Source organism: Rhodococcus zopfii NBRC 100606 = JCM 9919 (assembly GCF_001895025.1).
Taxonomy (GTDB): domain Bacteria; phylum Actinomycetota; class Actinomycetes; order Mycobacteriales; family Mycobacteriaceae; genus Rhodococcus; species Rhodococcus zopfii.
In genome coordinates, this window is record NZ_BCXI01000053.1 from 1 (window position 1) to 26,661 (window position 26,661).

The following is a 26,661-nucleotide window of genomic DNA, read 5'->3' on the forward strand; positions in this document are numbered from 1 at the left end:
CCGGATACGACATCACCCGGGCGCTGGAGGAGGTCACCGGTAAAGTTTCCGAGACCGACACAGCAAACCTGTCAGGTGCACTCGATCAGATCGTCGCGGTCGAGAACGAACTCCCACCCGATCTGAAATCGTCCCTGGACGGCCTGTCACGACTGTCCGACACCGTGGCGAGCCGAGACGAAGAACTACGCCGGCTACTCGCCGGAGCAGCCGATGTCTCCGGCATCCTCGCAGAGCGCGACGCCCAGGTTGCAGCGCTGTTCGGCCAGGGCCAAACACTCTTCGCCGCATTGAACAACCGGTCGGACACCATTCATCGCGTCCTCGTGCAGTCACGCCAGGTGGCCGACGCACTGACCGGACTCGCCCGGGACAACTCCGCGACGCTCGGACCCACGCTCGATCGATTGAAGACTTTGGTGACGACATTGAACACGAACTACGACAACATCGACGCGTCGCTGACCGGCCTCGAACGGTTCACGAAACAGGTCGGTGAAGCGGTGGGCAGCGGACCGTTCTTCGGCGTACTGCTGCACAATATCGTCCCGGCTAATCTCTCCGGTCAGCTCCCGGGAAGCCTGGGAGGGCCGCGGTGATGACCTTCCTACGCGAAACAGCCGCCTCGCCCACGGCCAAGGCACTGGCCGCGATCGTCGCCACCGCCCTGATCGGACTGGTCGCTGTCGCCTGGGCCCAGAACCGCGCCGTCAATCACGTCACTGCGTACTTCCACAACACCACCGGCATGTATGTCGGCGACCGGGTGAAGATTCTCGGCGTCGAGGTCGGCCGCATCACCTCGATCCAACCGGACGGTGAACGCGTACGGGTCGAGCTCGAATACGACAACGACTACCCGGTTCCTGCCGATGCGAAGGCGGCCGTCGTAGCGCCGACCCTGGTGACGGGTCGATACATTCAACTGGCACCCGCCTACACCGAGGGACCCACGCTGGCCGACGGCGACGAGATCCCTCTCGACCGTACAGCCGTGCCGGTCGAATTCGACGAGGTCAAGAAGCAGGTCGTCAAGCTCAGTGAAGACGCCGGCCGCACCCCGGAAAATCCCGACGGCTCGCTCAACGAATTCGTGAGCAGCACCGCACGTACGCTGAACGGAACCGGATCCGCACTCCACGATTCCCTCACCGATCTGTCGGATGCCGCTACGACACTTGCTGCCGGTGGCGAAGATCTGTTCGGTACGGTCGCGAGCCTGCAGCGGTTCACCACATCTCTTGCAGCAAACGACGAGCAAATCCGTTCGTTCAGTGAGGAACTCGCGAGCGTATCGGGGATGCTCAACGCCAACCGCACCGAACTCGACGCGCTCCTGAGCAGCATGCTGACGACGTTCGACGAGGTCACGGTGTTCATCGAGGACAACCGCGGCGCACTGGTCGACAACATCGACCAACTCGAGAACATCACCCGATTGCTCGTCGACCGCCAGGACACGTTGATGACGATTCTCCACGCGGGACCCACCGCATTGTCGGACTTCTACAACATCTACGATCCCGACGCCAATTCGCTGACCGGCGCGCTCGCCGTTCCCGATGTGCCGGACGCACGTTCGCTCATCTGCGCCCTGCTGACGACCGCGAACGCCCCAGAGAACGAATGCGCCAAGGCAGCAGGCTCCTTCGCCGCACCGGTTGCCGGAACCGCAGCGGAACGGGTGGCACAGGCGGCAGTTCCCACATTCGATCCGGCGGCGCCGGCCGGAACACCGGCACCGGCCGACCCGCTGGCCTCGATCACCGCCGGTCTGCAGCAGCTCATTATGCCGGAGGCCCCGAAATGACGGATCGGGCTCGAAAGTCGGTGGTCACCGCCGCTGTGTTCGTCGGCGTCCTGGCCACCGCAGGGTGCCGATTCGACGGCATCAATTCCATCCCCCTTCCCGGAAATTCCTTCGACGGAGACACCTACCGAGTGATCGTCGAACTGGCCGATATCCAGAATCTGGTGGGCAACTCACCGGTCAAGTCGGACAACGTCGTCATCGGGAACATCAGTCATATTGCAGCCGACAACTGGGGTGCCCGACTGACACTCGAACTCGATACGGATGCCGTGATTCCGGCCAACGTCGGCGCCAAGCTGGCACAGACGAGTGTGCTCGGATCACAGCATCTCGAGCTCTCCGTTCCTCCCGGAACGGATGCGGCAGGCCGGCTTTCCGACGGCGACGTCATTCCGCTCGAGCGCACCGGCCAATACCCGTCGACGGAAGAGGTACTCTCCGCTCTCGCGCTTGTCCTCAACGGCAGCGGACTACAGCAGATTCGCACCGTGACATCGGAACTCAGCCGGGTCCTCGGCGGCAGGGAGGAGTCCCTGCGAAGCCTGTTCGCCAACCTCGGCGATTTCGTGGACGGTCTCGATCAGCAACGCGACGACATCATCCGGGCGATCGACGGGCTGGACCGTCTCGGCACCGAACTGGCCCAGCAGAATCAGACGATCGATCGGGGCATCACCTCGATCCAACCGGCCCTCCAGGTTCTGGACGAGCAGCAGGCACAGCTCACCACCATGCTGGTCGACGTCGCACGATTCGGTGAGGTTGCCGCCGATGTGTTGGCGAGCAGCCGCGACGACCTCGACGCGAATCTGCGTTCACTGCAGCCGATTCTGTCTCAGCTCGCAGCGGCCGGGGATCACCTCCCCGAAGCCCTCAAGATCGCTGCGTCGATTCCGTTCCCCGTGACCACTACCCAGCGCGCGATCCGGGGCGACTACATGAACCTCTTCCTCACTCTCGACGTCAGCGCCGAGACCGTGGGTGGCAAGGTGCTCGGCAGCATCCCCATCGACGAGCTGGTGGGACTGAACCCCGCTCGTCAGGCAGTGGACCCACTGCTGGCACCGACCGGTGCACAAGCGAACGGAGGACCGCGCTGATGAGATCCAAGCTCGTCCGCTTCCAACTCGTCGTCTTCGCGGTGGTGTCCGTCCTCGCGGTCTCCAATGCCGCAGTCTCCTACCTTGGCATCAAGCGAGTAACCGGGATCGGTATGTACACGGTCAGCGCAGAATTCGAGAGGGCTGGTGGGCTCTACGTCAATTCGCTCGTAACCTACCGCGGGGTCGATATAGGTGTCGTGAAGGCGATCGACGTCGGTCCCGACAGCGCCGTCGCGGAACTCCGGATCGACTCCGAATTCGCAATTCCGCGGAACAGCCATGCCTTCGTCCGAAGCGTCTCCGCTATCGGCGAGCAGTACCTCGACATCGTGCCGGATTCTTCCGAGGGTCCCTTCCTCGAGGAAGGCGACCTGATCGCCGAGGTGGACACCGATGTCCCCGTCCCCGCATCGGAAGTCGTCGACAAGGTCAATCTGCTGCTCTCCGAACTGCCCAAGGACGATCTCCGCGTCACGGTCGACGAGGCATACACCGCTTTCAACGGCACTGGGCCGGCTCTGTCCCAGCTCATCGACTCGTCACGGCAGTTCATCGCGCTTGCGCAGGCGACGATCGGTCCCACCCGCACGCTGCTCGACGACGCCGAACCTGTGCTGGATGCAGTGGTCGACTCACGTGCCGACATCGCGGGCTTCACACGCGATCTCGCTTCGTTCTCCGAGCAATTGGTGATGAGTGACGCCCAGATCCGCGGAGTCCTCGACAACGGCTCTCGGTTCTTCGACACGACCAGCGCCACATTCGACGACGTCCGGCCGACCGTGCCGCTCCTGCTCGCCAACCTGCAAACCGTGGGAGAGGTCTTCCGCGTAAATATCCCTGGGCTTCGACAGATTCTGGTCGTCTACCCCGCAGTGGCCACGTCGATCAACTACATGCATCGAGGAATGCAAGGCGAGGACATGGTGTACGGGCAGGGCCGCCTCGACGTCAAGCTCGGAAACTCCGCAAACCCCCTCCCCTGCACCGAGGGGTATCAGGAAACAATGCGCCGCGATCCGAGTGATCTCAGCACCGCCCCCGCCCCGGAGAACTCGTACTGTCGTCTCCCACAGACGGATCCACGAGTAGCTCGGGGTGCACGAAACCTCCCGTGCGCGACAGATCCTTCCATACGGACTGCGGAGATCTCCGAGTGCCCTGGCGGCCCGCCCTCGACCTGGCCCGGGATGCTCGCGAGACCGGGACAGCCCTACTCGCCTCCGGCTGCCAATGCTCCGGACACTGATCCGACCGCGCCCATACCGGCCCCCGATGTCACCGGCCCGGCACCCGTCGTCCCTGCTTCCTGGCCGGGGACCGTACAGAACCCGGGTGACGTACATACCGCGAGTGTTCCTTACGACCCGGTCACCGGGAACTTTCGCGCTCCGAACGGGGATCTGTACTCGATCACCGACGCCTCCGCACCCCGCACCACCGAAGAGGATTCGACATGGCAAGCACTGATGCTCCGGTAGTGAACGACTCCGACCATCAACGCGACCAGGACGCCGAACCCCTGCCCCATGAGCCGACTGCGCCGGCACCGAGTCGGGGAATCGCCATCGGCACCGTCGCGACCGTGGTCACCGCAATCGCGGCCGCGGTGATCGCAGGCATGTCGTGGTCGGAACTTCGGACCGAGCGGGCCTCGCAGGAACGGGACGAGCAGATCCTCGCAACGGCGCGACAGGTGGTGGTCAACATGGTGACGTTGAGGCATCAAAGTGTGGACGAAGACCTCCAGCGGGTCGCCGACGGTACCACCGGACCGTTCCGCGACCAGTTCACCGGATCGGCAGGAAGCTTCAACGACGTTCTGAGCCAGGGGCAGGTGGAGTCGACCGGCGAGGTGAAGGAGGCCGGCCTCGTCGAAGCCGACGACCGGCATGCCGTGGTCCTCGCGGCTGTAACCTCGACGGTCAAGAACACCGAGGCCCCGGACGGTGAGGGCCGGATGTACCGCATGAAAGTCACCCTTGACGCTGTGGACGGCCGCTGGCTCGTCTCGGATGTGGAGTTCGTCGCATGAGAAACGTCATCACCATAGTGTCCGACCGGAATGCATCCGGGGCATTCGTGCGCCGGCCGGCAGTGCGCTACCTCGCGGCAGCGGTCGCCGTCGGCCTGGTCGCGGTCGCCGCTGCCGCCGCACTCCAGCTTCACGCGTATCGCCGTGTGGACGACGCGCGGAATCAGGCACGCGATCGTGCCACGGCGCTGGTCCCCGACGTACTGTCCTACGACTTCAGCACCATCGAGGCACATTTCGAAGAGATCCTCCCCCAACTGGGCGGCGATCTGCGGGACCGATTCGACCGGGTCGGACGCGAGGTCGTTGTCCCATCCGCGAAGAATCGTCAGGTTGTCACCACCGCGACCGTCGTCGAATCCTCGGTCGTCTCTGCATCGCCGGAGACAGTTGCCCTGCTGTTCTTCGTCAACCAGGCGACCACGAGCGCCGACAGCGCCGCACCGCGACTCGACGGCAGCCGCGTTCGGGTGGTCATGTCCGAAATAGAAGGGACTTGGGTCATGACGGAGATGACGCCACTCTGACCAGTTGAGTTCGAATCATCTTTTGCACCAGACGTTTCGGAACACGAGGAGGAATTCATGGGTGTCGAGGTCGCGGTCGAGGGGCTCACGAAGTCGTTCGGCTCACAGAGGATCTGGCAGGACGTCACCCTGACGTTGCCGTCCGGAGAGGTCAGCGCACTGCTCGGCCCGTCCGGTACGGGTAAGTCGGTGTTCCTGAAGTCGCTGATCGGTCTGCTCCGCCCGGAGCAGGGCTCGATCGTCATCGACGGCACGGACATCCTGCAGTGCTCGAGCAAGGAGCTCTACGAGATCCGGAAGCTGTTCGGTGTCCTGTTCCAGGACGGCGCGCTGTTCGGATCGATGAACCTGTACGACAACGTGGCGTTCCCGCTGCGTGAGCACACCAAGAAGTCCGAGTCCGACATCCGCAAGATCGTGATGGACAAGCTTGAGCTGGTCGGTCTGCTCGGCGCCGAGGACAAGCTGCCCGGTGAGATCTCCGGCGGTATGCGCAAGCGTGCCGGCCTGGCGCGGGCGCTGGTGCTCGATCCGCAGATCATCCTGGTCGACGAGCCGGACTCCGGTCTGGATCCGGTGCGCACCACGTACATCTCGCAGACGTTGATCGACATCAACGCCGAGATCGACGCGACGATCCTGATCGTGTCGCACAACATCAATCTGGCGCGGACGGTGCCGGACAACATCGGGATGTTGTTCCGCCGGGAGCTGGTGATGTTCGGTCCGCGTGAGGTGTTGCTGACTTCGGACGAGCCGGTGGTCAAGCAGTTCCTGAACGGCACGATGATCGGTCCGATCGGGATGTCGGAGGAGAAGGACGAGGCGCAGATGGCGCACGAGCAGGCGCTCGTGGACGCCGGGCATCATGCGGGTGGTGTCGATGATGTCGAGGGCATCGTGCCGCAGATGCAGGCGACCCCGGGTATGCCCGTCCGGCAGGCGGTGCGGCGCCGGCAAGACCGCGTCCGTTCGATCCTGCACACCCTGCCCGAGAGCGCTCGAATCGCTATCGAGGAGAGTATCGACGCCGACTACATACCGTCGTCGTTTCCCTCGTTCACGGAGCCGCTCGAGTCCGTGTAGTCGGGCGTGCGTCACTCAATCCAGGGCTGCGAGAAGCCGACTCCCCAACGCAGCAATCGTGCCTGTGCTGCCGGGGACTCTCGGTTGCCACGGCAGCACCAACCGATCCTTTGCCTTGTCGACATACCTGGGAACGACGTGCAGGTGGAAATGGAAGACGGTCTGCCACACATCGGCACCGCAGCAATTGAGGAGATTCACCTCGACGGCCCCGAGTTCCTCGATTACGGTCCTGGCGATTCGTTGCTCGGTGAGGGTGACGGCAGTCAGGTTGCCGGGCGGGATTTCCAGGAGATCTACGCTGTGCCGCTTGGGAATGACCAGCAGGTGACCGTCGGAAGCCGGATTGACGTCCATGAAGGCATAGGTGGTCTCGTCCTCGGACACTTTCGTGTGCGGAACTTCGCCCGCAACGATCCCACAGAAGAGGCACTGATCACTCACGACCAGCGATCGTGGCCATAACCATGTTGCACTGCAAAATAATTGAAGGACCAAGCGGCGCGTCGAGATCCGTTCTCGATGTCACCGGCCGTCGATCCGGGTCGCCTCCAGATAGAGGTGGACCGCTTCGGATCGGTTCAATGCTCCGAGCTTGCGCAGGATCTTCTTGACGTGCGACTTGACCGTGAAGATGCTGATGACGAGTTCTTCTGCGATCTCGGCATTCGAACGTCCGACCGACATCAGCGCGAAGACCTCGCGCTCACGTTCGGTCAGCTCGTCCAGACCCGGAAGGGTGCCGGCGAGGTAGGTACCCGGCACGATGGGTATCGTCCCGGAGGCGATATGCGACTCCAGAACGGACACCTCTGCAGTCGAAAGACGTTCCGCTTCGAGGGACTCCTGGTGCAGACGATCGAGAATGAGCTGCTTCTGCTCGGACAGTCGCTCGGACATCATCGCGCGTTCGAAGAGGGTGCCGAATCCCGCCGCGAATGCGCCCAGCAGATCGCATTCGGCGGCCCCGGGTGCGTGGCCATCGGTGTGGCTCGCGTGCAGAAGCCCGATGATTCCGGTGGAAATCGGAATCGGTGCCACCACGTATCCCGCGGCCCCGAACCACGAAACCGTCGAGAAAGCGGCTACCGCCTCCGGACAGTCCGGTAGTGCCAGGACAGCGGAGTGTGATTCGACCGCTCGATGCTCCGGAGAACCGGACGTGAGCGCCATCGTCGGCAGCGTTCCGACGTCGACCGCGGTGTCCCGTTCGAACATCGTGTCCACAACAGTCCAGGTACTCCCGTGCACTTCCGACACGAGGATCCGACTCAGCCCGGTCATCTCGACAGCATCGGCGCACACTCCCTTGGCCAGGGCTGCGACGCTCTCGGCTCCGCGGAGGCGGCGGATCGCGCCCGCGAAATCGGCGACACTCACTACCGCCTCCGACGGTGCTGTGCGCAGGCCCCGGCGCGCGTCACGGATATCAGCAAGCAGACGTCCGAGTGACACCTTCCGGCCGGCATCCATGTCCGCCAATCCGCCCAGACCGGCCTCCGTGGCCTCGTCCAGCAGAGCGAGCATGAGGCCCGGCGAGACCCTCCGCGTACGGATCGGCGCTTCCGGCCCGAGCCCGAAGTCGCCCTGGAAACGCACGAGCAGGGCCACCGCATGTTCAATTGCATTCGAGCCACCGTGCGACGGCGTCGAGCTCTGAGCGAGCGGCGGCCGTCCATCGACCTCGACGATGCTCACCTTCACCGAATCCGGTGGATGTACAGCGCAGCGGCCGCGGCCCTTGTTGGCACGCACAGCTTCTTCAAGATGTGTTTCACGTGGGACTTCACGGTGCCCTCGGCTATTACCAGCGTACGAGCGATCTGGTTGTTGGTCGCTCCCGTGGCGATATGCGACAGAATCTCGCGCTCACGCACTGTCAAGATCGCAGGGAACCCCGCCGGGGACGGATCGGCGACGAGTTGTCGAGAATGTGGAGCCGGACCGTCGGGCCGCCTCCTACGAAGGCCCGCCTCCACCTTCTCGATGCGTTCGAGTTGCGCATCGGTGGCATCGAAGGACGCAGCCAGTCGAGTTCGCTGCGCACTGATCCGCTCCCGCAGCACCGCCTGCTCGTAGATCAAGGCGAAGAATGTGGCGAAGGCATCCAGCCTGTCCCGATCGTCCGAATCCAGTCGATCCTCTCCGCCGGCTCGATCGGCATGGATGAGTCCGATCGCCTTCCCTCGCGAAACCAACGGCACGGCCGTATACGACGAACAGTGCGCTGCTACAACAAGTTCCTTCAATGTGCGTTCGTCCTTCAGCGGAGCGAGTACCAGCGCCGGAATGCGCCGGCGCACGAGCTCGGTCTCCAGCGGTGCATCGACCAGGGAGAACTCGGCGCTATCGACGAAGTCGGTGAAATCGAATGGCGAGTCGCGAAACTCAGGATCAACGTGAAGTCGCCGCGGGCGCCATGCCGAGCCGCTGATCGCCGAGATCATTGCCCGGTTGAACGGCAACTCCGAACAAACGACCTCGGGCACCGCCTGGACCATATCGACTGCCGAAAGGTGGCGAAGTACGGTTGCGGCGGCGTGCACTGCGCGCAATTCGCCGGCCCTGCGGACCGCTGCACACTCGGCGTGCAGTTCCTCGAGTTCTTCGATGCGGACGAGCACGTGGCAGGCGTCGCTGATATCGGAATCCGGTAGCCGTTCGGACGCCAGTGCACCGGTGAGCGTGCATCTCGTATCAGCGAGCGCACGCCGAACATCCCCCGGATAGGATTGCGGAGGATCCTGCCCGAGGATTCTCGCCGCTACGTTCAAGAGGTCGTACGCCTGCCGAGCAAGCCCACGTTCCTGCGCTCCCTCTGCTTGTATCGCTCGAGTCATTCCGATCATTGCGCTCCGTAGTTGGGCCGTCCCATACGCACTCTGTGCGTCCGTGCCGACGACACGCTTACCGACCACCGGCTGTTGTGACTCGAATCACTAAACACGAACACTCGATGTCGAGCAAGTCGGCACGAGCCCGTCCATGCTCGCGAAGAGGGGCGCTGACCTCGATCTTTCTTGAGTCCGGTGTGTCGGCCTGGGCGTCTTCGGATTGGGTGTGGAGAACGTGGAATTGGTGTGCGGCCACGGTCTGTCGCCCGACACCTCGAGTGACGTCGGGGTCCACTGCCCCGAATGCGTGAGGTCCTTTCGTTCGGTCGGATACGTTCTGGCTGTTCAGGCCGGTGCGGGCAGCGCGTCGAGTCGGTCCAGTGCTGCGGTGGGGACCTCGACCGAGGGTGCCCGGCCGGCGAGATCAACCACGGTGCGGCGGGCGTGACGGGTGATCCGCCCGGCGATCGACCACAGTCGCAACCGCATACGTTCCGGTTCCCAACACCGGGCTGGATGATCGATGAGGGGCCAGTATCTGGGTCCAGGCGACGAGCTCACACGCCAGCTGCACGATCGCCAACCAGATCCTGTTCTGATCGAAACCCGTGCAACGGAAGGTTCTGCAAACCAGTGACTTTCGCCGCCCGAGTCCAGTCTTCGCACCGAGCCCGCCGCCGGTGCCGCAACTCCAGGTCGGGAACCTGATCACCACGAGTGTTGGTGACGAACGCGATCAGGCGCAGGCCGTCGCGGTCGGTGAACCGCAACTGAGCTCCCGGATACGGCTTTCCTTCCGGACGATGATTCGCATCCCTTCGGCCAGGTGGACACGTCGAGCAGATCAGTGATCTCGGTGACCCAGGTACCGTCGCGGACCTGCCCGTCGGCGTCGTAGGCCGGGGTCCGCGCCTGTTCGGGAACCAGCTCGATCGCCTCGGCGAGGGTGTCGGTCAACCCGAACCCGACCAGCTACGAGAGCCTGCGCTTGTTCAGATATTCGATCAGTTGGTGGCTGCCGCCAGCCCCTCGATACGCACCAGTGCTTTCTTCCCTACCCGGTACGTCGGGTCGAACGGCAACTGGGCCAGGGCCTCAGCGATGGGTACGACGGACACCACGGGAAGATTCTCGGTTGCGACCACGAAAAATTCGATGTCGACCCCCTCGACGGCTCCGTGGGACCGAGGCCCCTCGACTCCGCCCTGGCCGACTGGTGTTGCACCTTCGGCTGGAATAGGCAGACCGTCTACAGGATCTTCGAGTTCGCCCTGTCCCGATCGTCGGCATACTCCTATCACCCCACGGCGACGTAGCGCACTCGCGACCGAGTGGGGTGCACCATGATCACGAAATCGTTTTCTTGCACACAGCTGTTCGGAACAGACACTCGTAATCATGCATGCAGTATGTATGTTTCAATCAGGTGTGCCGGGAGCATAAATCGCCTGTTGAAGTAAATCGATCTTGACTACCCGACCACCGGTGCCTACTATTCTGCGAGCTCGCAGAAAGCTATGCGTGCCACATCAATTCGCTGGTATCCGGCATCGTCACAGGTTCGAGTCGCCGGCGGCGTGCGTTTGTCCCCCGCTCCCGTGAAAGGGCCCGATTCTGTGATGACCCCTGCCGAATCTCGGCGCACCCGTCCCCAAGACTGGGGCGTGCGCACGAAAGCAGCCGTGATCGTCGCCGTACCGTTGCTCGTCCTGGGCGGGTTCGGCGGCGTGCAGATCGCGAACGAGGCACAGCGGGCCTCCCGCACCGCGACGCTCGCCGAGCAGATCGCAGCCCTTCCCACGATCATGCGATACGCCACCAGTATCGGAGCGACCGTCGGGGTGTCCGAATTCGGCCTGTCGCTGGACAAGAACAACGCGGTCTTCGTCGACGACACCGGACCGATCGAGGCCCTCGCCCGGCGGAAGGACCTCGACCCGGCGGTGTCCGAGGGGATCGGACGGATCCTGGCCGACGGCCGAGAACTGATCCGCGCCGCCGCGATGCCCGGCACTGCCGTGCCGGCGCGAATCGAGCAGATGCGGGCCTTCGGCATGCAGGTCCAACACACGGTGCGCCTGTTGGTCGATCAGGCCGAAAACACTGATGCACTCTACGAATCCGGGCGCCTGCTGGACCTGTGGCAGGCACGCCTGATGCCGTTCGACCAGGCCGCTGCATTCACCCAGCCTGTCGCAGCCTCGGATCAGGGCCGTCATATGCTCGAGACCGCGTTCGCCTCGGAGCGTGCCGTCCTCGCGGCACTACGCGGTGACGAGGAGGACCAACAGGCCCTCGCAGACCTACGCGAGGTTGTCGAGAACCGGCATGCGCTGCTGCTGAACCCGACCACCTCCGCAACGCGCACAGCAGATCTGACCGCGTCGCTGCTGGCCGGTGTGGAAGCCGGCGATCGACTTCTCGACGCGTCGGTCGGCCGCATCGTCACCACGCTGAACGAGGAGCGCGATGCCGCCCGGCAGGCGGCGATCAGCAACGCCGTTCTCATCGCCGTCGCCGTCGCCTGCGCGGTCGCGGTCACCCTGGCCATGACCAAACTGCTCGTCTCCGCGCTGCGGCGACTGCGCGACGACACCGCCCGCGCCGCCTACCACGACCTGCCCGCGGCGGTCACCGCGATCCGTGCCGGCACCGACCCCACCACCGTCGCGATCGCCCCGATCGGCGTCGACACCGACGAGGAGATCGGGCAGGTCGCCCGCGCTGTCGACGGCATGAACACCCAGGCCGTGCTGCTGGCGGCCGAACAGGCCGCACTACGCCGCCAGATCACCACCATGCTCGAAACCCTCGCCCGGCGTAACCGCTCGCTGGTGGATCGGCAGCTGGCACTGATCGAGACGCTCGAATTCAAGGAACGTGACCCGGAGCGGTTGCAGAACCTGTTCGAACTCGATCACCTGGCCGCGCGCATGCGCCGCACCGGCGAGTCGCTGCTGGTGCTGGCCGGCACCCGCAGCCGGCGCGCATCCCGCCCGGCGACACCGCTCGAGGACGTGATGCGGGCATCGGTGTCGCAGGTCGAGAACTACGAGCGGGTACGCCTCGGTGCGGTACCACCGGTCACCCTGGTCGGCAGCGTCGTCGACGACCTGATCCACCTGCTCACCGAGCTTCTGGACAATGCGCTGCGGGCGTCGGATCCGGCCACGTCGGTGATGTTCCTGGTGTCCCCGGCAGTGGAGGGCGGGTTGCTGCTCGAGATCGTCGACCGGGGTGTCGGGATACCGGCGGTGGAGCTGGAACGGGCCAACCACCGGCTCGCCGAGGGCGCCGAAACGGATGCGCAGGCGACGCGGCACATGGGGCTGTATGTGGTGGGGCGGGTCGCGCAGCGGCACGGGCTGGGAGTGCGTCTTCGTGCCACCATCGAGGCCGGCGCTGCCCGAGGAGTCACTGCGAGCGTCTACCTACCCTCAGCCGTGGTTTCCGGGTCGGGCACCGAAGTCGCCTGCAGCACGGTTCAGAGACCTCGCCGACTACCCGACTTCGGCCTGATCGACAACGGCACGCACCACTCGCGGTGACATCCCCGGTTCCGCTGGACGAGGGGTTCTGGTCTTCCGCAAGGAAGACGCAGACAATCGCGAAACCCTCGCTAGTAGACCGTCGCAGCTAGAGCGTGTCTCCTAAATGGGAACGGCTGCATCAGCGACACTGGGCGTCGTGTCACGTACCGAGTACCTCACCGATGCCCAGTGGTCGTTGATCGAACCACTGCTGCCCTCCTCCGACGGTCGGCGAGGCCGCCCGTTCCGTGACAACCGACGAGTCGTCGAAGGCATCGTCTACCGCTACCGGGCCGGCATCGCCTGGCGTGACCTACCAGCGGAATTCGGCCCGTGGCAGACGATCTGGAAGCGTCACCGCCGATACGCCGGCGACGGAACCTGGGACAGGGTGATGGCTGCGCTGCTTGCCCATGCCGATGCGAACGGCCTGGTCGATTGGGCGGTCTCGGTGGACTCGACGATCTGCCGGGCCCACCAGCACGGCACCAACCTCCCGCGGCACACAGGGGGATCTGTCGAATTACACGAATCTGCTCGCTGAGCCCGCCGACCACGCACTGGGCCGTTCCCGGGGCGGACTCGGCACCAAGATCCATCAAGTCTCCGACGGAAACGGTCGGCCTCTGGTGCTGCTGATCGGCCCAGGTCAGGCGGGTGACTCACCGATGTTTCCGATCCTGATGCAGGCGTTGTCCGTACCGCGGGTCGGGCCCGGCCGACCACGAACCCGACCGGACGCGGTGCTCGGCGACAAGGCTTACTCGTCGAAATCCAACCGGGCCTTGCTGCGATCGCGGGGCATCGAAGCGGTCATCGCCGAACCGGACGACCAGCGGCGAAACCGACTACGTCGCGGCAGTCGTGGTGGTCGTCCGGTCCGGTTCGATGCCGACAAGTACAAGGGCCGCAATGTCGTCGAGCGTTCCTTCGCCGGCATCAAGCAGTGGCGGGGATTGGCCACCCGCTACGACAAACTCGCCCTCACCTACCGAGCGGGTGTGCTGCTATCGGCGGTGTGCGCCTGGCTCAAGCACCTCGCGAATTAGGAGACATGCTCTAAGTCTTGGGATATAGGTGGCGGAGTTTGATGCGGGCGTCGTCGGTGGTGAAGTGCCACCGGACCTGGCGTTGATCGGCATTGGTCTGCCGTTGCCAGGCAGCGAGTTCGGCGCCCAGGGTCTCGAGGCCCTCGATGCGCCGGTCCAGACACTGACGGGTCAGCACCGAGAGCTCGATCTCGGCGATGTTGAGCCACGAGCCGTGTTTGGGAGTGTGGTCTCGAGCCGCTGCGCGAGCGCGAACGCCTCGGCCGGCTCGAAGGCCTCGTAGAGCGATCCGATGCCGTGAGTGTTGAGGTTGTCCATCACCAGCACCACCCTCTCCGCGTCCGGGTAGTCCACGCACAGTAGCTCTTTGACCTGTCGGGCCCAGTCGACCTTGGTGCGCCGGGGCTGGGCATCGACACGTCGCCAGCCGGCCAGAGGCTCGACCCAGCAGAAGATCGAGCAGGTCCCGTGCCGCACGTACTCCGAATCCTCTCGCCGGTCGCGGCCCGGGGCTGCCGGGATCGGGGCGCGAGCATGGGTCAGCAACTGATAGGGCTTCTCGTCCATGCACACCACCGGGCGAGAGGGATCGTGGCAGCGGGCGTAGACCGACAGGACCTCTTCCATCCGGGCTGCGAACTCCGCGTTCGCCTTTGGTGGGGTGGTCCAGCACTTCTTCAGGTGAGGACGAAGTTTCGTTCTTTTAAGATCCGGCCGATGGTCGAGTGGTCCAGGTAGGGGATGTCGTCGACCAGGGCGACGTGCTTCTCCAGCAGTCGCAGCGACCACCGCGCGTGTCCCCGCCGGGGGCTGTGTGCACGCCAACGCAATCAACCTGGCCTCGATCTCTCCGGTGATCTGCGACGGAACGGTGGGAGGTCGCGCCCCTTGCGCCCGATCGTGGCTTCCACGTCCTGACCGGTTTCAGCGAACCGCTTGGCCGCCAGTCGCACCGTCTCATCAAAGACTCCCAGCCCTGCTGCGATCACCTTGACCATGCTCGGCGATCCGGTCCCGATGCATCCGGACCGCCCGTTCCTGCGTCTCGACGTCCACTTTCTTGTGCAGACATACCAGCATTCTCCGTGTTGGATCAGAATCCTCCACCTCGCCCAGAACGGTTCACTGATGATCAGCCCCGCACTCAGGCAGCGGGCTCGGCCGACGCGGGTTGCAACTTCTTCATCGTCCAGTTGGTGTGTCCGAATGCGCTACATCACAGCGCTCGCGGTGCACTGAATGCTGGAGGTCACAGAGCAAGGCAGTCGTTCGGACATGTCGATCAGGAGAAATCATGGGTAACCCTCGCGCAACCGTCGAATTCGGAGCCTTCCTCGCACCGTGGCATAAGGTCGAGACGGATGCGAACACCGCAATTCACCAGGATCTGGCACTCGTCGAGCACATGGACAAGCTCGGCTTTGCGGAGTTCTGGATCGGCGAACACCATTCCGGCGGTGTGGAGATCGTGTCGTCGCCGGAGATGTTCCTTGCTGCCGCTGCGCAGCGTACCTCACGGATTAAGCTGGGCCTCGGCGTTGTTTCACTCCCGTACCACCACCCATTTATGGTCGCGGATCGGCTGGTTCTGCTCGACCACCTCAGCCGCGGCCGTGTCATCTTCGGAGCCGGCCCGGGCCAACTCGCGGATGACGCTCACATGATCGGCATCGACCCGGTGGAGAGCCGCCGCAAGATGGAACAGGCCTTCGATGTCATCCATCGTCTGCTCGACGGCGAGACGGTCACCGAAGAGACCGACTGGTACAAAATCCAGGACGCGTACCTGCATGTCGCCCCGTACTCCAACATCGAGAAGGCAGTCACCGCGACGGTGTCACCGACAGGACCGAAACTGGCCGGCAAGTACGGGGCAGGAATCCTCTCACTTGCAGCCACCAATCCGATGGGTGTGGAGCTGCTCGCGGGTCACTGGGACATTGCCGAGCAGATCGCCGCGGAGAACGGCCGTACTGTCTCTCGTGACCAGTGGCGCCTGACCGGGCTGATGCATGTGGCGGAGACCGAGGAGCAGGCCCGAGCAGACTGCCGGCACGGTCTGCTGGACCTGATGAACTACCTCTCCCATGTCACTCCGGGATTCGAGAAGGCACCGGACGTCGACACCCTGATCGACGCGGTCAACGAGAGCGGACTCGCTGTCATCGGAACTCCGGAGATGGCTATTGCACAAATCGAGCGGCTGCAGGAGAAGTCCGGAGGATTCGGGAAGTTCCTCGTGCTGCACGGCGAGTGGGCGCCGCAGCCTGCCGCGCTGCGCAGCTTCGAGCTGATCGCCGAGCGGGTCGCACCCGAGTTCAACGGCGCTCGGGCACCGCGCCAGCGCGGCTACGACCAGGTCGTGGCCAGCGACAAGGCCGGCGCGGACGCCACGGCTGCAGGCCAGGAAGCGGCTCGCAAGCAGTTCGAGGCCGAGCGCAGCGTCGCCGTGAGCTGACCCTCCGAGAACGGGGGCGGAGTCCGGCGTTCGTGCCGGACTCCGCCCCGTCTTCGGTTCGACGCACGAACCGAAGGTGTAGCGAACTGACACATTGTGTGACTCGCAGCACACCTACCGTTCGATGTGACCAAATGGTCAGGCATTGAAAGGACTGTGGAATGGGAACCCTCGACGGGAAGGTCGCGCTGGTCACCGGCGGCGCACGCGGGCAGGGCCTGGCACATGCACATGCGCTGGCAAACGAAGGCGCCGACGTCGTTCTGATCGACATCTGTGAGCAGATCGACTCGGTCCAGTACGGTCTGGCGACAGAAGAAGACCTCACGCTGGCAGTCAAATCGGTTGGCGCGCTGGGCGTGCGAGTTGCCGCTCACAAGGTCGACACTCGCTCGTCGTCCGCACTCGACGCCGTAGTCTCGGAAACTGTCGCCTCATTCGGGAGTATCGACATCGTGGTGATCAACCACGGTATCTGGACGCGTGGCGCGCTATGGGATCTGTCCGACGACGACTGGCTCGACACCATCGATGTCAATCTCAACGGGGTTTGGCGGACGCTGAAAGCGGTGGCGCCGCAACTGATCAAGCAGCGGACCGGATCGGTGATCATCACCGCATCGGTCAACGGCGTCGAAGCGCAGGCTGGCGCTTCGCACTACACCGCAGCCAAGCACGGCGCTCTAGGATTGATGAAGTCCGCGGCGTTGGAGTTCGCTCCTTACGGCGTCCGTGTCAATGCCATCCTTCCCGGATTCGTCGACACGGCTATGACGAACTGGCAGGGCTGCTATGACATGACGGGCGGTAAGCCGGGATCAACCCGGGCCGATCACGAGGTGGCGGCGCGCCATTGGCACGCGATAGGGGGCCTGATCGAACCTGACGAGATCAGCGGGGCTGTGGTGTTTCTCGCCTCCGATGCGGCGCGTCGGATGACCGGAGTCGAGCTTCCTGTCGACGGCGGTCACCTGGTTTTGTCCACCTTCAACCCGAATCCGAGCTGATCACATGGCGACAGAACAAAACCTTCGGAGGGTGCTGGTCTCGGCTCTGAGCGCCAGCACCCTCGAGTGGTACGACTTCTTCATCTACGGGACCGCCGCAGCACTGGTGTTCAACAAGGTGTTTTTCCCCGAGGTGAGTCCGATCATCGGCACGATCGCCGCGTTCGCAACCTTCGGCGTCGGCTTCCTGTTTCGGCCCCTTGGCGGAATTATCTTCGGACACTTCGGAGACCGGCTCGGCCGAAAGGCCATGCTCGTGGTCGCCATGCTGGTAATGGGCGTGGCGACGTTTCTGATCGGATTGATTCCGAGTTACGCCCAGATCGGGATCGCTGCACCGTTGATTCTTCTAGTGCTTCGTGCAGTGCAGGGAATCGCGGTGGGCGGCCAGTACGGCGGAGCCATGCTGATCGTGACGGAGAATGCCCCACCCAATCGCCGTGGGTTCTTCGGCAGCTTCGCTCAGGTCGGGCCATCGCTCGCCGTGATCCTGTCCAACATCGTGTTCCTGGTCGTGGTTGCATCGATGAGTGCGGAGGCCCTGCAATCGTGGGGTTGGCGTATCCCTTTCCTGCTCAGTGCGATCGTGGTGGGCCTGGGCCTCTACATTCAGATCACGATCGAAGACTCTGACGAGTTCAAGCAGCTGCAGGCCCGTGCGGCCGAGCAGAAGTCCGAGGATGTCCCGGTTCGACCGAGCTCTCCGATTGTCACTGCGCTGAGGGAGCACCCTCGCGAGGTGTTGCAGGCCGGCGGGATGATCCTGGTTATTCAGGTGTACTACTACATCGTGACGGTGTTCCTCGTCTCCTTCGCCACCGAAGAAGGTGTGCCGAAGTCGACGGCTCTGTGGATTGTTCTGGTCTCGAGCGCGGTCACAGTGGTGTCGATCCCGATCTTCGCGCTGTTGTCGGATAAGGTTGGGCGCAAACGTGTTCTGGTGGTCGCTGCCATTGCAACCACTGCGTCGGCCTTTCCGTTCGTCTTGCTCCTCGGCACCGGCAGCGTCTGGCTGATGTTGCTCGCGGGTCTTCTCCCCGGTGTCACGTTGGGGGCGCTCTACGGGCCAATGGCTGCCTTCTACTACGAGATGTTTCCCGCAGAGGTGCGGTACTCCGGGGCCTCACTGGGATACCAGGTCGGTGCGGTCCTCGGCGGCGGGTTCGCCCCATTGATCGCAACAAGCCTGTTCGCGTGGACAGGCACCGTGCTCTCGGTCGGAGCGTACGTGACTGTCGCTGGTCTGCTGAGCATCTGGGCTATCGCTTCTGCCCGCGAGACCTACCAGCCGGCGGCCACCAGCCAGCTGGAGGAGAAAACGGTAGGCGTGTCGTCGATCGGATCGTGAATCGGCCACGATTCGATTGCGGCCAGGCACGTCGCCGATAGGAAGAGCTTCGGGGCCACCGAGTGATGTGGCCCCGAAGCTCTTCTTCTACCAGATGGAATCGAGGTCCCCTGCGACAACCGCAGCGGCTGCCGGCCGATTCGGGGTCCGCGACAAGCGCGGCGCAGCACCTGGTTGCAGCACACCGTCCAGTTCGCCCAGAGCGTGGCGGTGAGTGACCTGCGGATGTCGGGCAACCTCATCGAAGGCAAGCACCGGGGTCACACACGCGTCGAGTGCGTCGAAGACCGCCTCCCACTCGTCGCGGGTCTTGGTCGCAAACGCCGCTGCGATCGCATCACGCAGCTCCGGCCACCGGGATCGATCGTCTTGGTCCGGTGTCCCTTCGATGCCTAGTCCGTCGAGCAACGCCTGGTAGAACTGCGGCTCGATCGCGCCGACGGCCATGTACCCGCCGTCGGCAGTGCGGTAGCAGTCGTAATACGGTGCTCCGCCGTCGAGGACGTTCGATCCCCGTTCGTCCGTCCAGTCGCCGCCGGCCCACATCGCCCAGATCGAGTGTGAGAGGGTCAAGGTGCCGTCGAGCATCGCCGCGTCCACCACCTGTCCCACCCCGGAACGTGCGCGCTCGACGAGCGCGGCGAGCAGGCCGGCGATCAGGAACATCGAGCCGCCTCCGAAGTCGCCGACGAGGTTCAGCGGGGGCAGTGGCGGCCCGCCGGCGGGACCGATGGCGTTCAGGACACCGGCGGCGGCGATGAAGTTGATGTCGTGACCGGGCTTGGCGGCCCACGGGCCATCTTGTCCCCAACCGGTCATCCGTCCATAGATCAGACCTGGGTTGTTGCTCGAGAGGCTGTCAGGGCCCAGCCCCAGGCGTTCGGCGACTCCAGGTCGGAATCCCTCGATCAAGATGTCGGCCTTCATTGCGAGTGCGCGGACGTGGTCGAGGTCCTTCGGGTCCTTCAGGTTCGCAGTGACTATCCGGCGTCCGCGTAGCGTCGGGTCCTGCGCAATGTCTACAGCGGGGCCCGGACGCTGAACCCGGACAACGTCGGCGCCGAGGTCGGCGAGCATGAGTGCCGCATGTGGGGCGGGCCCCAGGCCAGCGAGTTCGAGAACTCGGATTCCGGCGAGGGGCCCGTGGAGGGTCTTTGTCACTTGATCAGGCATCCCGCATCGACGGGCAGAGCGGCACCGGTGATGTACCGTGCTTCGTCCGAGACCAGGAACAACAGGGCGTTGCTGACGTCCCGCGGCTCGACCCACGGGACAGGAAGGGCGTTGGTCGACGCCGACGCCGGTTCGAAATCCTCGCGGGTCGGAGCCTCGAGATCGGGGCGGAAGATCCGATAGGTGCCTTCGTTCTGGATCATTGGGGTGTCTACCTGGGTCGGGTGGACCGAGTTCACCCGGATGCCGTGCGGGGCGAGTTCGTTCGCGAGGCTGCGCATGAGACCGACGACGCCGTGCTTGGCCGAGACGTAGTGGGCGATGTGCGCGTAACCCTTCAGTCCCGCAGCCGAACTCGTCAGTACGATCGCGCCGCCGCGCCCGCCGTCGATCAGATGGGGAATGGCGGCCTTGGCCGTGTGCCAGACACCGGTGAGGTTGATGTCGAGCATCTGCTGCCAGGTTCCCTCGGGGATTTCGTGCGCCAGGTGTGGGTTGCTCGCGATACCAGCGTTCGCAGAGACGATGTCGAGTCGGCCGAGTTCGGCGACGGCCGCGTCGACGCCGTTCGTCAAGGCCTCGGCGTCACGGACATCAACTTCGACGGTGATGACGCGACGACCCAGCTTCTCAACGAACAGGGCGGTCTCGGCGAGTTCCTCGGCGGTCCCTGCCGAGTACCCGATGTCGATGATGTCGTTGGGAACGTCGACCGCGATGATGTCGGCGCCCTCTTCGGCCAGGCGAATCGCATGTGCACGCCCTTGACCGCGTGCCGCCCCGGTGATCAGGGCGACCTTGCCTTCTACTCGACCCACGATGACTCCTCTACTAGTACAGCTGATGTGTCGTGTGACACATCATCCGTGCGGAGGCAGGGTGGGAGTTGTCGCGTTTCGGGACAGCGCTGCCGGTGTACTCGATTGCGACATCGTCCAACCGGAAAAGGGGGTGTACTTCTACGTCACAGGCTGATTTGGCAGCTTTTCGTGCCGCCCGGCCTTCCAGCCACAACTTCTGACGAAGGATGCACGTGAACCTTTCCAACGTCCTCGTCCGCGTCGCAGCGCGACGGCCTGACGCGGTCGCAGTCCGATTCGCCGGTGACGAGCTGACGTTCGATCAGTTCGTCACCGCCTCGAGGCGGTTCTCGGCCTTCCTCGACTCTGTCGGTGTCGAACCAGGCGATCGGGTCGGGATCTACGCCTCCAACCGCCTCGAGTCCTTTCCGCTTCTCCTCGGGATCTGGATGGCGGGCGCGATCGCGGTGCCGTACAACCTGTCGGTCCCGCGAGGGCCCCTGCGGCACGCCGTCGAAGACTCGGACCCGTCGTTGATCGTGGTTGCTGACAGCGAGGTGGAGCTGATTCAGGATGTGTGCGACGGCCTTCGCGGCGCGGAGCGGATCCTGGCGGTGGGGCCGAGCGCCGCTACCGCCGGTGCGAGTTGGACGTGGTCCGACGTGACGACGCTTCCCGAACGCCACGAGATCATTCCCCGTCTCGATGGAGACGAGGCTTTGCTGATGTACACCAGCGGTTCGACCGGAACGCCGAAGGGTGTTCGTCAAACCCACCGGACGACAGGTGCCGCCGTCGACGCCACCATCGATATCTTCGGCCTCACCGCAGGCGACAGCGCACTGGTGTGCACTCCCCTCTTCCATGTCGGAGGTCTGCAGCTGATCTCGCTTCCGGTCCTGCTCGCGGGTGGGGCTGTGACGTTGATGGCGAAGTGGGATCCACTCGGGTGGGTCGATCTGGCCCGGCGGTGGTCGCCGAGTTATGTGGCGTTGGTGCCGACGATGGCCATCGATGTCGCCAACCGGATGAGCGGAGCCGATCCGGCACAGCTGAGCAGCATTCGGATCTGTGCGGTCGGTGGGTCGGGCCTGCCGGAAGGTCCACTACGTCGATTCCGTGAGGCAACGGGCATCGACTCGGTGATCAACATCTACGGCCAGACGGAGCAGAACGGGTTGGCCGCATGTGAACGGATCGGGGAAAACCCGCTGCCGGTGTGCCTGGGGCGCCCGCTCGAACAGGTGGTGCAATGGCAATTGGTCGACCCGACCACTCAGCAACGCATTGCCGAAGGCAGCGAGGAGATCGGCGAACTGCTGGTGCGCGGTGACGCAGTCACGCCGGGTTATTGGAAGCGGTCCGACGCCGATGCTGAGAGATTCGTCGACGGTTGGTTCCGGACCGGTGACTTGATGCGGCGTCGACCCGACGGCCAACTCGAGTATGTCGAACGGATGGACGACATGATCATCAGTGGCGGAGAAAATGTCTACCCGCAGATGGTCGAGAACTATCTGGCTTCTTCCCCCGATATCGCCGAGGTCGCGGTCATCGGCACGCCGCATGAGCGCTGGGTCGAGCAGGTGACAGCCATCGTTGTCGCATCTCACGAGGGAGTGACGATGGCCGATATCGCGGAGTTCTGTCAGCAGCACCCCGACCTGCGGGGCTTGTCACGCCCTCGCAGGATCGAGATAGTCGCAGCGCTGCCGAGGACCGGGAACAACAAGATCAACAAGCCAGAACTAAAGCGGATGTTCCGCTGACCCGAGCGGTCTACGGGTCCTACGGATTGAGGGTGGTGCACAGTGTGCACCACCCTCAATCCGTAGTTCGAGTCCAAGTTGCGTGGCAGTGATCAATCCTCGGGGACAGCGACGATGGCGGTGCCGTCGATGACGCGGGTGCCGTCCCCGCGGTCGACCCACACGTCGCAGAGCACGCGGCGTGAGTCACCAGAACCCATCACCTCGAGGACTGTCCCGCCTGCAGTGACCGCATCACCTGCTCGAACGTTGTCGCGGAATCGGCACTTGATGCGCTCGAGGGCTGAGCGTGTGCCGGCCCAGGAGGTGATCATGTCGATGATGTAGGCCATCGTCGAGCCGCCCTGATTGATCTCGCGGTCCCCCATGCCTGCTGACGCCACCGCGTCCAGGTCGAAGTGGATGGGATTGGGGTCGTCGAGGATCAGGGCGACCTGCCGGATGTGTTCACGGTCGACCGGATCGACGATGAACGAGGGAATGGTGTAGCCGGGGGCGATCTCATTGGTGGACATCAGTTCTGACCTCTCTTGAACAGGTAGACGCTCGTGACCGCGCCGACAGGGCCGGCGGGCGCGGTGGTGTCGAACAAAGTCACCGTGACCGTCAGGCTGTCCAGAACCGATCCGTCCCTGGTGGTGCGGCGGGACACACTGTCGATGGACGCAGTTGTCCGATAGGTGTGGCCCACCGAAAGTGGCTGAACCTGATCAATGCCGCAGGTTCCGAACAGAAGGGTGTCGCCTTCTCGTTTGTCTGCGAGTGCACAGAGTTCGTCGACGCTGATCCCCATGCCACGCAAGGCGATGATGAGGAACCAGATCGAGTGGGCGTGCTCACCGGCGTCGGGATCTGAGGCAGCATGCAGGGCGTGATCGGTGATCGCGGACTGGTGATGGGAGATGGTGGTGGTGTCACCAGGTAGCTGGCGGCCGACCAGGCCGGGGTCCAATTCCTTGACTGCAGTAGTCATCTGGCTTGAGGCCTTTCGGAGATCAGTAGGAACGGGGCAGACCGAGGGTGTGCTGCGCGATGTGGTTGAGGACCATCTCCGACGAGACCGGTGCAATCTGCTGAAGGCGCACGATCGACCACAGGTCGGCGAGCCCATATTCAAGCGCCAACCCGTTACCGCCGTGCACCTGGATCGCGGCGTCGAGGGCGTGATGCCCTGCCTTGGATGCGAGGTACTTGGCCATGTTCGCAGCTTCGCCGGCGGGTAATCCGGCGTCATAGAGAGCTGCCGCTTTCCACGTCATGCCGCGGGCCGCCTCCAGCTCGATCTTGGCGGCAGCGAGGGGGTGTTGTACTGCCTGGTAGCTGCCGATCGGGGTTGTTCCCCACACGGTGCGTTCCTTGACGTAGCGGCACGCCTTGTCGATGGCGTAGCGAGCGATGCCGGTACAGATCACTGCACTCAGTACCCGCTCGGGGTTCAGGCCGTCAAACAAGGGCACCAGGCCCTTGTTGACTTCGCCGACAACCCGATCGGCAGGGATGCGTACGTTGTCGAAGAAGAGTGTGAACTGACGTTCGGGGGCGGACAGTGCCGTGGGAATGAGTTCGCGGGTCAGTCCCTCGACGTCCGGGTCCACGACGAACAGTGTCAGCAAGCCTCGGCCGGTCTTCTCGTCTGTTCCGGTTCTGGCCACGAGGAGGAAGTTGTCACAGTGATCGACACCGGAGATGTAGTACTTGGTGCCGTTGACGATGTAATCGTCACCGTCACGAGTGGCGGTGGTGGAGACATTGTGTGAATTCGATCCGGCGTCGGGCTCGGTCAGAGCGAACACGAACTTCTTCTCGCCACTGGCGATTCCGGGAAGGTACTGCTGTTTCTGTTCCTCCGTTCCATGTCGTCCGAAGACGCTGCCGGCGATGCCCTGGGAGAGCACCATGGCCAGCTCCGGGCAGCCGCCGGCAGCAAGTTCCTCGCTGACGATCGCTTGCTGCGTGAGACCGGCGCCGCTGCCGCCGTACTCCTCGGCGATGTTGAGGCCGAGGTAGCCGTTGCGACCGAGTTCGTCCCACAGGTCCTGCATCGGTTCGCCAGTGGCCGAGCACTTCTGGTAGTAGTCGTGTCCGTACTTGGCAACGATGCGGGCGACTGTGTCCCGCAGGAGCGTTTCCTCCTCGTCGGCGATGAGCGGCAACGATGCGTCGGACTGAGTTTCTGTCGAATGAGACACCATGGTTCGAGTGTGTGCCTCGCGACCGGTCGGTGAATGTCGCAACCTGCGCCACCGCCCTGCTCACTCCCGCAGCCGATGTCAGAAGTTGGCGGAATCGATGTCGATGCCCAGCGAACGGACCTTCCGGTACAGGGTGGATCGCGCGATCCCGAGCCGATCAGCGGCCAGGCGCTTGTTACCTTCCGCGTCGCGAAGCGCATTCATGATCGCTTTCGCCTCGATCTGTTCGAGGCCTTGAAGCTGGCGACGGGACGCCTGCACTCGGTGTTCGATCGGGAGGTCCTGTGCGCCGATGTACCGACGATTGCGTCCGGCGACGAGTTCACGCACGAGCGCATCGAGCCCGGCCACATTGCGATCCCAGTCGATGCGGCCGAGCGCCTGGACCGCATCGGGCATCCAGTGGACCCTGTCACTCGGCTGGCTGTAACGGCGACTGATCGTATCGAGTAGCAGTGGAAGGTCACCTGCGCGCTCGGCGAGCGAGGGCACCTCGACCACTTTGTCGAACCATTCCACTAGTTGTGAAAGCGCGGAGGCCGGCACGTTCGTCGTTGCGACGACTCGAATCTGCCGGGCCCGAGCGGCCGCGACGGCGCTCGCCGTCGTGCGAAGCGCGCTGGAGTCGAGCGCCTCGATGTGCCGCAGGATCAGCAATGTCGGCGCCTGGTCGATGGCATCGGCGATGTGGGTGTTCCAGTCCGATCCTGCGGCCGTGGCCGCAAGGGCATCGACGACGGCGGTGTCGGACTCCCCCGCCAACGCACGGGCTACCGCGAACTTTCCGACTCCGGATTCACCGGTCAGGAGCAACGCGTGGGTGCCCGTGTCGGTCACTGCATGGCACATCGCGCGCCAGGCCGGGGAGTTTCCGACGAGATCCCCCAACACCGGGGCGGGTTCATGCGAGCGCTCATGGCGGGACGGGTGACTGCCGACCTTGAGGCGCAGCAGGGCACCGACGGTAGTGGGACCGTCGGTGACAGGTACCACGTCGACGCCCACCGCAGCTCCATCTGCGAGCGAGACCGTCTTCTCAGCTGTGTCCGTGCCGATCTGCAGGGTTCGGGCGGCATGTTCCCACAGGATGGCCTGATCAGACGGTCCGAGGATTCGGGCGGCCGCGGCATTGCTGATGATGGTCTGCTCGTCGAGACAGATCACTGCGTGTCGGCTGTCGCGGTTGTCGGCCAGGAATGCCTCGAACAGAAGTTGTTCGCGGCGGTGGGCTGCGGTGGCCAATGCCTGCTGGATCTGGGCCGCCACCTCGCACACCCAGGACAACATGATGGGGTTGGTGTCGCTGTACCGGCAGGTCAGATTCAGCGTGCCGATCAGCCGCTTGGTAAGGGGATGGTAGATCGGGGCGCCAGCACATGTCAGCTGGAGAGACTCCTCGAAGAAGTGCTCCGGGCCCGCGACAAGCGCTGGTCGTCCGGTCTCGAGGACAATTCCGCCGCTGTTGGTGCCGACCGTGGTTTCCGCGAAGGAGTAGCCGGGAAGGACATCGTGCCGGTCCAGGCGCCTGGAGAAGCGGCTGTCCTCCACCCATCTCGCGAGGACCCAGCCACCCGGATCTGTCAGGGCAAGGCTGCTCGACGAGTCGACGAGTGCACTGCGCTTGGACTCGATCACCGGGACGGCCACGGACAGGAGTTGCTCAGATGATTGAGGCGCCGAACAGTAGGTGGGCCGGGAGCGTTCCGGTTCGAGCCCGTACATCAGCGAACGTTTCCAGGACTGTGCGATCTCCGCGCGTACGATGCCTCGCCGGACCGGGTCCGCGCCCTCAAGGAAGAGCTCTCGTTCGCGCAGCAAGGTACGGGTGCGGTCGTCGAGTGACAAGGCGGGTCCTTTCTTTCGGCCTGGGCTCGAGAGTCCGTGGGCGCATGCCGTTCGAGGCGTCGACTACCACAGACTGGAGGCCTGTGAGGTGC

24 protein-coding genes and 1 pseudogene are annotated in these 26,661 nt (G+C 64.1%); 13 read left to right on the forward strand and 12 right to left on the reverse strand.

Going from position 1 to position 26,661, the window contains the following annotated elements:
- The 7 genes from RZ1_RS26095 to RZ1_RS26125 form a co-directional block, all read left to right on the forward strand.
- A partial coding sequence (locus RZ1_RS26095) for an Mce/MlaD family protein (protein ID WP_507763207.1) occupies positions 1–599 on the forward strand: 599 nt, incomplete at its 5' end.
- Positions 599–1,810, forward strand: a complete 1,212-nt coding sequence (locus tag RZ1_RS26100; RefSeq protein ID WP_072815534.1) for an MCE family protein — start codon at positions 599–601, stop codon at positions 1,808–1,810. The genes RZ1_RS26095 and RZ1_RS26100, both read left to right, overlap by 1 nt.
- Positions 1,807–2,913 carry an MCE family protein gene (locus tag RZ1_RS26105; RefSeq protein WP_072815535.1) on the forward strand — a complete coding sequence of 369 codons (1,107 nt, stop codon included), beginning with the start codon at positions 1,807–1,809 and terminating at the stop codon, positions 2,911–2,913. Before RZ1_RS26100 ends, RZ1_RS26105 begins: the two co-directional genes overlap by 4 nt.
- Positions 2,913–4,397, forward strand: coding sequence for an MCE family protein (locus RZ1_RS26110; RefSeq protein ID WP_072815536.1), 1,485 nt, complete (start codon positions 2,913–2,915; stop codon positions 4,395–4,397). Before RZ1_RS26105 ends, RZ1_RS26110 begins: the two co-directional genes overlap by 1 nt.
- Complete coding sequence (locus RZ1_RS26115) at positions 4,373–4,951, forward strand: Rv1363c family protein (RefSeq protein ID WP_072815570.1); 579 nt, start codon at positions 4,373–4,375, stop codon at positions 4,949–4,951. The genes RZ1_RS26110 and RZ1_RS26115 overlap by 25 nt, the downstream gene beginning before the upstream one ends.
- On the forward strand, positions 4,948–5,478 hold the full coding sequence (locus RZ1_RS26120) for a hypothetical protein (protein ID WP_072815537.1): 531 nt from the start codon (positions 4,948–4,950) through the stop codon (positions 5,476–5,478). Before RZ1_RS26115 ends, RZ1_RS26120 begins: the two co-directional genes overlap by 4 nt.
- 57 nt (positions 5,479–5,535) lie before the next feature.
- Positions 5,536–6,564 carry an ABC transporter ATP-binding protein gene (locus RZ1_RS26125; protein WP_072815538.1) on the forward strand — a complete coding sequence of 343 codons (1,029 nt, stop codon included), beginning with the start codon at positions 5,536–5,538 and terminating at the stop codon, positions 6,562–6,564.
- A 15-nt stretch (positions 6,565–6,579) separates the two neighbouring features.
- Here the strand turns inward: RZ1_RS26125 and RZ1_RS26130 are convergent, their stop codons facing one another.
- From RZ1_RS26130 to RZ1_RS26145, 4 genes and pseudogenes are all read right to left on the reverse strand, one after another.
- On the reverse strand, positions 6,580–7,008 hold the full coding sequence (locus RZ1_RS26130) for an HIT family protein (protein WP_072815539.1): 429 nt from the start codon (positions 7,006–7,008) through the stop codon (positions 6,580–6,582).
- 81 nt (positions 7,009–7,089) lie between these two features.
- Positions 7,090–8,262: a helix-turn-helix transcriptional regulator gene (locus RZ1_RS31700; RefSeq protein WP_280522839.1), complete on the reverse strand. Its 1,173-nt coding sequence runs from the start codon at positions 8,260–8,262 to the stop codon at positions 7,090–7,092.
- Positions 8,263–8,264: 2 nt separating this feature from the next.
- A complete protein-coding gene (locus tag RZ1_RS26140) occupies positions 8,265–9,413 on the reverse strand; it encodes a helix-turn-helix transcriptional regulator (RefSeq protein WP_244899388.1) in 1,149 nt (382 codons plus the stop codon).
- 330 nt (positions 9,414–9,743) lie between these two features.
- Positions 9,744–10,510, reverse strand: a pseudogene (locus RZ1_RS26145) (transposase); the annotation flags it as partial.
- A 552-nt stretch (positions 10,511–11,062) separates the two neighbouring features.
- Here RZ1_RS26145 and RZ1_RS26155 point away from each other — a divergent pair.
- Both RZ1_RS26155 and RZ1_RS26165 read left to right on the forward strand, forming a co-directional pair.
- On the forward strand, positions 11,063–12,946 hold the full coding sequence (locus RZ1_RS26155; RefSeq protein ID WP_139281993.1) for a sensor histidine kinase: 1,884 nt from the start codon (positions 11,063–11,065) through the stop codon (positions 12,944–12,946).
- A 139-nt stretch (positions 12,947–13,085) separates the two neighbouring features.
- A protein-coding gene (locus tag RZ1_RS26165) for an IS5 family transposase (RefSeq protein ID WP_280522840.1) occupies positions 13,086–13,977 on the forward strand; the annotation gives its coding sequence in 2 pieces (ribosomal slippage) (positions 13,086–13,412 and positions 13,414–13,977; 891 coding nt in all).
- A 10-nt stretch (positions 13,978–13,987) separates the two neighbouring features.
- Here RZ1_RS26165 and RZ1_RS30995 read toward each other — a convergent pair.
- Complete coding sequence (locus tag RZ1_RS30995; protein ID WP_218020492.1) at positions 13,988–14,155, reverse strand: hypothetical protein; 168 nt, start codon at positions 14,153–14,155, stop codon at positions 13,988–13,990.
- Entirely contained in the window at positions 14,149–14,604 is a 456-nt protein-coding gene (locus RZ1_RS31000; protein ID WP_218020493.1) for a transposase, read from the reverse strand. The genes RZ1_RS30995 and RZ1_RS31000 overlap by 7 nt, the downstream gene beginning before the upstream one ends.
- Positions 14,605–15,271: 667 nt before the next feature.
- Here RZ1_RS31000 and RZ1_RS26180 point away from each other — a divergent pair.
- The 3 genes from RZ1_RS26180 to RZ1_RS26190 all read left to right on the forward strand — a co-directional run bounded on the left by RZ1_RS26180 (position 15,272) and on the right by RZ1_RS26190 (position 18,790).
- Positions 15,272–16,435: an LLM class flavin-dependent oxidoreductase gene (locus RZ1_RS26180; protein WP_072815542.1), complete on the forward strand. Its 1,164-nt coding sequence runs from the start codon at positions 15,272–15,274 to the stop codon at positions 16,433–16,435.
- Between the two features lie 161 nt (positions 16,436–16,596).
- Positions 16,597–17,442: a mycofactocin-coupled SDR family oxidoreductase gene (locus tag RZ1_RS26185; RefSeq protein ID WP_072815543.1), complete on the forward strand. Its 846-nt coding sequence runs from the start codon at positions 16,597–16,599 to the stop codon at positions 17,440–17,442.
- A 4-nt stretch (positions 17,443–17,446) separates the two neighbouring features.
- Positions 17,447–18,790 carry an MFS transporter gene (locus tag RZ1_RS26190; RefSeq protein ID WP_072815544.1) on the forward strand — a complete coding sequence of 448 codons (1,344 nt, stop codon included), beginning with the start codon at positions 17,447–17,449 and terminating at the stop codon, positions 18,788–18,790.
- An 87-nt stretch (positions 18,791–18,877) separates the two neighbouring features.
- Here RZ1_RS26190 and RZ1_RS26195 read toward each other — a convergent pair whose 3' ends face one another.
- Positions 18,878–19,951: a CaiB/BaiF CoA transferase family protein gene (locus RZ1_RS26195; RefSeq protein ID WP_372481607.1), complete on the reverse strand. Its 1,074-nt coding sequence runs from the start codon at positions 19,949–19,951 to the stop codon at positions 18,878–18,880.
- Positions 19,948–20,784 (reverse strand): mycofactocin-coupled SDR family oxidoreductase, encoded by an 837-nt coding sequence (locus tag RZ1_RS26200; protein ID WP_280522841.1) that lies wholly within the window; start codon positions 20,782–20,784, stop codon positions 19,948–19,950. The genes RZ1_RS26195 and RZ1_RS26200 overlap by 4 nt, the downstream gene beginning before the upstream one ends.
- Positions 20,785–20,990: 206 nt before the next feature.
- Between RZ1_RS26200 and RZ1_RS26205 the strand changes: the two genes are divergently transcribed.
- A complete protein-coding gene (locus tag RZ1_RS26205; RefSeq protein ID WP_238071704.1) occupies positions 20,991–22,532 on the forward strand; it encodes a class I adenylate-forming enzyme family protein in 1,542 nt (513 codons plus the stop codon).
- Positions 22,533–22,624: 92 nt separating this feature from the next.
- Here RZ1_RS26205 and RZ1_RS26210 read toward each other — a convergent pair whose 3' ends face one another.
- The 4 genes from RZ1_RS26210 to RZ1_RS26225 all read right to left on the reverse strand — a co-directional run bounded on the left by RZ1_RS26210 (position 22,625) and on the right by RZ1_RS26225 (position 26,569).
- Positions 22,625–23,047: a MaoC family dehydratase gene (locus tag RZ1_RS26210; protein WP_072815547.1), complete on the reverse strand. Its 423-nt coding sequence runs from the start codon at positions 23,045–23,047 to the stop codon at positions 22,625–22,627.
- Positions 23,047–23,484 carry a hypothetical protein gene (locus RZ1_RS26215; protein WP_244899390.1) on the reverse strand — a complete coding sequence of 146 codons (438 nt, stop codon included), beginning with the start codon at positions 23,482–23,484 and terminating at the stop codon, positions 23,047–23,049. Before RZ1_RS26215 ends, RZ1_RS26210 begins: the two co-directional genes overlap by 1 nt.
- Positions 23,485–23,527: 43 nt before the next feature.
- Positions 23,528–24,685 carry an acyl-CoA dehydrogenase family protein gene (locus tag RZ1_RS26220; protein WP_372481608.1) on the reverse strand — a complete coding sequence of 386 codons (1,158 nt, stop codon included), beginning with the start codon at positions 24,683–24,685 and terminating at the stop codon, positions 23,528–23,530.
- Between the two features lie 117 nt (positions 24,686–24,802).
- Complete coding sequence (locus tag RZ1_RS26225) at positions 24,803–26,569, reverse strand: sigma-54-dependent Fis family transcriptional regulator (RefSeq protein WP_072815550.1); 1,767 nt, start codon at positions 26,567–26,569, stop codon at positions 24,803–24,805.
- Positions 26,570–26,661: the final 92 nt, after the last annotated feature.